4 protein-coding genes and 1 pseudogene are annotated in these 6274 nt (G+C 41.0%); 3 read left to right on the forward strand and 2 right to left on the reverse strand.

What is annotated here, in order from left to right; genetic code table 11:
- Nucleotides 1-137: 137 nt before the first annotated feature.
- On the forward strand, nucleotides 138-1076 hold the full coding sequence (locus ACFFAP_RS23185; RefSeq protein ID WP_375513431.1) for an NAD-dependent epimerase/dehydratase family protein: 939 nt from the start codon (nucleotides 138-140) through the stop codon (nucleotides 1074-1076).
- Between the two features lie 301 nt (nucleotides 1077-1377).
- On the opposite strand, the pseudogene ACFFAP_RS23190 reads toward ACFFAP_RS23185, so the two are convergent.
- Nucleotides 1378-2102, reverse strand: a pseudogene (locus ACFFAP_RS23190) (Uma2 family endonuclease).
- Nucleotides 2103-2372: 270 nt separating this feature from the next.
- On the opposite strand from ACFFAP_RS23190, the gene ACFFAP_RS23195 reads away from it, so the two are divergent.
- Nucleotides 2373-3242, forward strand: a complete 870-nt coding sequence (locus ACFFAP_RS23195) for an SMP-30/gluconolactonase/LRE family protein (RefSeq protein ID WP_375513432.1) — start codon at nucleotides 2373-2375, stop codon at nucleotides 3240-3242.
- Nucleotides 3243-3285: 43 nt separating this feature from the next.
- Here the strand turns inward: ACFFAP_RS23195 and ACFFAP_RS23200 are convergent, their stop codons facing one another.
- Nucleotides 3286-5460 carry a DEAD/DEAH box helicase gene (locus ACFFAP_RS23200; RefSeq protein WP_375513433.1) on the reverse strand — a complete coding sequence of 725 codons (2175 nt, stop codon included), beginning with the start codon at nucleotides 5458-5460 and terminating at the stop codon, nucleotides 3286-3288.
- Between the two features lie 210 nt (nucleotides 5461-5670).
- Here ACFFAP_RS23200 and ACFFAP_RS23205 point away from each other — a divergent pair, with 210 nt between their 5' ends.
- The gene (locus tag ACFFAP_RS23205) at nucleotides 5671-6060 is read left to right on the forward strand and encodes a Spx/MgsR family RNA polymerase-binding regulatory protein (protein ID WP_375513434.1); all 390 of its coding nucleotides are present in this window, start codon (nucleotides 5671-5673) and stop codon (nucleotides 6058-6060) included.
- Nucleotides 6061-6274: the final 214 nt, after the last annotated feature.

Genomic DNA, 6274 nt, shown 5'->3' on the forward strand with positions numbered 1-6274 from the left:
GGAGTGGGGAATGGGGAATACCAATAGTTATTTTTCCCCTGCAACGTCAGCCTCCCCTGCCTCCCATGCTTTTCCCCTACTCTCCACTCCCTACTCCCTACTCCCTTGACGACAACTGATATAGAAATGGTGAATTTATGCGAATTCTAATTATGGGTGGTACTCGGTTCATTGGTGTCTATTTGACTCAACTACTAGTGGAACAAGGACATGAGGTGATGCTGTTCAATCGGGGAAATCGGCCAGCACCTTCTTTACAGGGAGTAGGACAAATTATAGGCGATCGCACTGATGCAACTCAATTAAAGGCAAAGTTATCACAAGAAAACTTTGATGTCATTTTTGATAATAACGGGCGGGAACTTACTGATACTCAACCACTAGCAGAGATTTTTCAAGACCGAGTGCAACATTTTGTTTATATGAGTTCTGCGGGCGTATATCTCAAATCTGACCAATTGCCCCATGTAGAAGGCGATGCAGTAGATCCTAAAAGTCGCCACAAGGGTAAACATGAAACAGAAGCTTATTTGACTCAATTGGGATTGCCCTTTACCTCTATTCGTCCTACTTATATTTACGGCCCTAGTAATTATAATGAGTTGGAAAGCTGGTTTTTTGACAGAATTGTGCGCGATCGCCCCATTCCTATCCCCGGAAATGGCTTGCATATCACCCAGTTAGGTCATGTAAAAGACTTGGCACTAGCAATGGCTAAGGTTTTGGGTAATAAACAAGCCATAGGACAGATTTATAATATCTCTGGCGATCGCTTTGTCACTTTTGATGGTTTAGCCCGTGCTAGTGCTGTAGCGGCTGGCAAATCACCCGATGCGGTCAAAATCGTCCATTACGACCCGAAAAAGTTTGATTTCGGCAAGCGCAAAGCTTTTCCGATGCGAGTGCAGCATTTCTTTGCTTCGGTGAACAAAGCACAAACAGAATTAAACTGGCATCCTGAATATGATTTAATTTCTGGATTACAAGATTCTCTTGAAAATGACTATTTAGCTAATGCAAAAGATAAAGCTGATGTTGATTTCTCTGTAGATGAGGAGATTTTACAAGCGTTGTGAGTCAATTTTGGATTTTGGACTTCGGCTTCTCTACCAGACGCACTCGCGAACCCTGAGTCGAACGATTTTGGATTTTAGATTGACTCCATGTATGAATGCAGGGGCTTCAATTAAAAATTTTGGATTTTGGATTTTGGATTTTAGATTTATTCTCGCATTTGAATTCGCTTGCTCTCAAACCCATTTAGATTTGAAATTTTGAATCTTCAATTCCATTATTTAAAATCTAAAATCTAAAATTCGGTGAGTAAAGATGTTTAGGGGCGCATCGCTGTGTGCCCCTACTGATGCGATCGCACCTTCACAACTCATCAGGATTAACACCTAACTCTCGCAGTTGTGCTGCTAATCTGTTAGCACGTTGACTTTCTCGTTCTAGCGGCGTGGGAAGCCAATTCCCAGATGCATCATACGAACGTAGCCACAATCGCTCAATTCGTTAGTAAGGCCCTTAGCCAAAGTCCTAAGCCCAGTTCCAAACCCAGCATCCACACCCGTGGGGTAGTCAAGTCCAATTCGCTGTAACTATCTGCAACTAATTGGAATGCTTGGAGTTTGTCTGTGTAGCGGTTAAACACAATGTAGTAAGGAACTCGCAAAATCCGCTCATAAACTTCCCATTTAGTCGGTGGTTGGTTAATCTCTTGCAGAGTTTGTCCTAAATCTTCTTTTTCAGTGCCAGGAGAAAGTAATTCTACCACTACAAAAGGAGCAACCCCTTCTTGCCAGATAACATAACTCAGACGCAAGTTTTGCTGTTCGTAGAGATGCGAAACTCCCACGGCAAAACCAGTCTGGGCGTTTATACCACAGTGTATGCCGGAGGTCATAGTAAAGGTTTAGGTCAGTGGCAACAAATACCTCCTCTGGTGGATAGTTAGGTGGACAGAAGGTTTCGCGCAGAAGTTGGGGTTGAAAAAGGTGAAATTCGTCAGGCAAACCAGAGTCCTCCGGGTATTCACTGGGAAGATCGTACATGGTGGGTAGGGTTTCTTTTGGAGGGCGCGGCGGGTCTGTTTGGTACATAAGGGGAATCCTGACCGACTAATTTTAAGTTAACGGATCGCGATAAAGGTTTGACCAGAGTCAAAAGAAAATATTTTTTCTTCTACCTGGGAAAGATGCAATTTATCGCGTCTTTAGTTTTTACTGAAACAGGAATTCGGAAATGGTATACAAACCCTGAACTTGAATAAAAAGGAAGAAGTGTTGTAAATGTGTCGCAAATGTTTTACCTAATGAAAGCAACCATTTAGGTATATAATTTTGAAGATTTAATATTTAAATTAACTGCTTATGGGACAATATCCGCTCCACAATGTTCTAGGAGCCAGGGCCCGCTTGGGTGAAGGCCCCATCTGGGACTCTACCAAAAGCCTACTGTACTGGGTCGATATTTATAACCATCGGGTGCATCAGTTTCATCCAGAGACGGGGAAAAACAGCTTTTTTGATGTGGGAGATGTCGTTGGTGCGATCGCAACAGCAGGCACAGATAGATTAATTATGTTACTGCGTCATCACCTGGCATTCCTCAACACCCAGACAGGTGTAGTTACCCCCATTTTGGAAATTGAAGGAAATCTACTAGATAACCGTCTCAATGATGGAAAATGCGACCCTCAAGGACGTTTTTGGTTTGGCTCAATGTGTTCTTTAGAACAACCCCATGCTAGCCTCTATCGCTATGATAATGATGGTTCATTGCATGTAATGGAAACCGGATTGACTATTTCTAATGGTCTGGGCTGGAGTCCCGAACAAAAGACGTTTTACTTAGCGGATTCTCCGCAGCAAAAGATATATGCTTATGACTTTAACTCAGTAACAGGAAATATTAGTAATCGCCGTATTTTTGTTGATTTAACTCATGAATCTTTCTACCCAGATGGGTTGACAATAGACAGTGAAGGACATATTTGGTCAGCTATGTGGGATGGATGGTGTGTAATTCGTTTCAATCCTAAGGGTGAAGAGATATTGCGGATAAAGCTACCTGTGCAATTGCCAACTAGCTGTACTTTTGGGGGCGAAGATTTGCAAACACTTTATATTACCACTGCTTCAGTTGGACTCAGCCAAGCAGATATCGAAAAAAGCTTTTACTCTGGTGATTTGTTTGCTCTCCAAACTGATGTTACTGGATTACCTACTTATGATTTTTAGAAATTACAACAATTTTCAGTTAATTAAACTATTGTGCTATGTTTTATCCTCTCCAAAGTGCCACTTGCTGTTTGAGTTCTCTCATATCTAAATAATCGCTAGCAAAAGCTTTTCGTAAAAGTGAATGAGGAACAAATTGGTCATACTTTTGAATTTCCGGTGCTTCTGAAGTACTAAGTAAATATTCTGAGGTAATTGTTTGCTCACACAATGAAGCAATTTCACGATAAAGATATTTAAATTTATCTTTGCCTAATTTAATCGTTAAATAATAGGGATTTACTCCGCCAATACTTGTAATTTCTAATGATTCTCGACAGTAGGAGTTGAGTAATCTTTCTAAGGTGCGGTAAGCAACTGTACCCATCCAGGGAAAAATGCAGCATTTACCTTTTTCTAATTGCAAGATATTTTGTTTATCTAATCCCACCTGCTGCACCAATTGACGAACTTTACATAAACGTTGCAAAGCATTTTTTTGCAAGTAGCTGTACTCGACATTCTCCAAGAGAACCTGTTGCATTCGTTGCAAAACCTTGGTATGAATAGTACCACTACCACCACGCCAATAAATACTAGCTTTACCCTCGGCTTGTTTAACAAAAATAGTTTTCTTTTTAAAGTCAATTTCTACGACTTCCCAAGTTCTCCCAGCTAAAGCAAATTGATTACCAACAGCAGGCGGCGTGATGATACTGCCAATTTGTGTTGCACCTTGCTTAACAATATATTCTTGCTGTTCAGCAAAGACTGCATAAAACTGGAATTTTCTGACAACCTTTTCTCCTACCAAACCCAGGATTAATTTACCTTGCTCAGTATGCTGAATATGACCAATATCAATTAAATAGCGTAGCAATAGTTGGAAATCCTCTTTGGAAATAGCAGCAAAGGGCGGCAGATTAAAAATTTGTTTAGCTAAGGCATTAGGTGAAATTTCCCCTGCTGCTGTTAAAATACTCATTGTTTGGTGATAAAGCAAACTTAAAGGATATTTAATCGGTCTGATTGGTTCAATCCATTGCTCCTCTAAATAAAGTTGAATGATAGCAATAGACTGCAAAAGTTGCCAGGGTATTTGCTCTGGTAGAGAAGCTTCTAGTAATGGTTTCTCTTCAGCGCAAATTAAGCGCATATCGGCAGCTTCACCTCTTCTGCCACTACGTCCTAAGCGTTGTAAAAAACTAGCTACAGACAAGGGTGATTCTAGCTGAATAACTCGCTCTAAATGACCGATATCTATGCCTAATTCTAAAGTCAGAGTGGCGGCGGTAACTGCTGGATTGTTGGGTTCACGCATCGCATTTTCAGCTGCTTGCCGCAAGCTAGCAGATATACTCCCATGATGCACATGATATATATCTGGTAGCCTTTGTTCTGTGGCAATTTGTCGCAAAGATGCGATTACAGATTCAGTTTGCGTGCGATTATTAGCAAATATCAGGCATTTATGAGATTTGCTGAGGTTGAAAATATATTGTTCATAAGCCGTCGCCTCTGATTCATCTACTTTATCAGTAATATAAAAATGTTCTACAGCTAGTTTTATTTGGCGTTTTATCCCGTCAATTTGCGGTGTAATTACTGGCTTCTCTGTTCCAGAACGCAACCAATTTTCAGCTGTTGAGTAATCACCTAAAGTCGCCGATAAACCAATACGGCGCGGTTGTTTTTGTGTCAACTGTGCTAAACGTTGTAATTGGCAAATAATTTGACAACCGCGTTCTGAACCCATAAAGGCATGAATTTCATCAATGATCACAAATCTTAAATCACCAAATAAGTGAAGGAGGTCGTTATTTTTGTTGATTAACAAACTTTCTAGAGATTCTGGGGTAATTTGGAGAATGCCTTGAGGATTCTTTAAAAGCTTGTTTTTTCGACTTTGAGAAACATCACCATGCCAGCGCCAAACTGGAATATCTGCTTCTTTGAGTAAGTCGTTGAGACGCTCAAATTGATCATTAATTAAAGCTTTGATGGGACTAATATATAATGCCCCTATAGTTGCAGCAGGGTTAGCATGTAATAGAGTCAAAACTGGTAGAAAGGCTGCTTCTGTTTTACCCGCAGCAGTTGCAGCAGTAACTAGCAAATGAGCATCAGTGTCAAATATAACTTGACAAGCGGCAATTTGAACTGGCCGCAATTCAGTCCACTGGTGATGATAAATATATTCTTGGATGAAGGGTGCAAGTCGCCTAAAGGCATCGCTCATATTTTTTATGGATGAAAGTGTTAGTAAAACTACTCCTTGGTATTTCAGAACCCTCGAATCATGGATCGACGAGTTCCATACTTGGAATTACCGATTACTAAAAGCGATCGCTACCCTTAAATTTCTGTCGTAGATATTCTACGACCAGAGCATTGGTGGCAGAAGTTCCACCTACTATGTCATATATGAAGATTGTTGCTTAATTGTTTTATGTCTATTCAAGTCTACGGAATTCCCAATTGCAGTACTTGCAAAAAAGCTTTGACATGGCTCCAACACAACAATATTGACCATGAGTTTATCAACACTAAAGATACTCCGCCGACTCGTGAGATGATTCAAAACTGGGTAAAGTCTTTGGGTTTTGCTCCCATGCGAAACACCTCCGGTCAATCTTACCGCGCTTTAGGAGATGAAAAGAAGACTTGGGCTGATGAACAGTGGGTTGATGCATTCACTCACGACGCAATGCTGCTCAAACGTCCACTTTTCGTCAAAGATGGAACAACTGTACTGGTCGGCTTTAGAGATGAGGGAATAGTTCGAGAAAAATTAGATTTAGCTTCAGGAGTGCTGAGTGCTGAGTTACCCCATAGTTAAAGCTAGGGAGGAACTATATTATTTGGCGTTATTATAGCGTTTCTTAATCATACAAGTTACAAAAGCCCCCTGCCCACGAAACAGTGGGCAGGGGGTTGGGGGTGGGGTTCTTGTACCTCACTTAACCGAGAACCGATATAGCACGATCGCCTTTTTAGATTTGGCTCGATCGGAAACCGATAGGCCCTTCACCAGCATAGGTCGTGGTTCCAGT

The organism is uncultured Nostoc sp. (assembly GCF_964245575.1).
GTDB lineage: Bacteria > Cyanobacteriota > Cyanobacteriia > Cyanobacteriales > Nostocaceae > Nostoc.

Excerpts from the sequence above, each read along its gene's own strand:
- ACFFAP_RS23185 (WP_375513431.1), top strand. The coding sequence starts at position 138 with ATGCGAATTCTAATTATGGGTGGTACTCGGTTCATTGGTGTCTATTTG.
- ACFFAP_RS23195 (WP_375513432.1), top strand. The coding sequence starts at position 2,373 with ATGGGACAATATCCGCTCCACAATGTTCTAGGAGCCAGGGCCCGCTTG.
- ACFFAP_RS23200 (WP_375513433.1), bottom strand. The coding sequence starts at position 5,460 with ATGAGCGATGCCTTTAGGCGACTTGCACCCTTCATCCAAGAATATATT.
- ACFFAP_RS23205 (WP_375513434.1), top strand. The coding sequence starts at position 5,671 with ATGTCTATTCAAGTCTACGGAATTCCCAATTGCAGTACTTGCAAAAAA.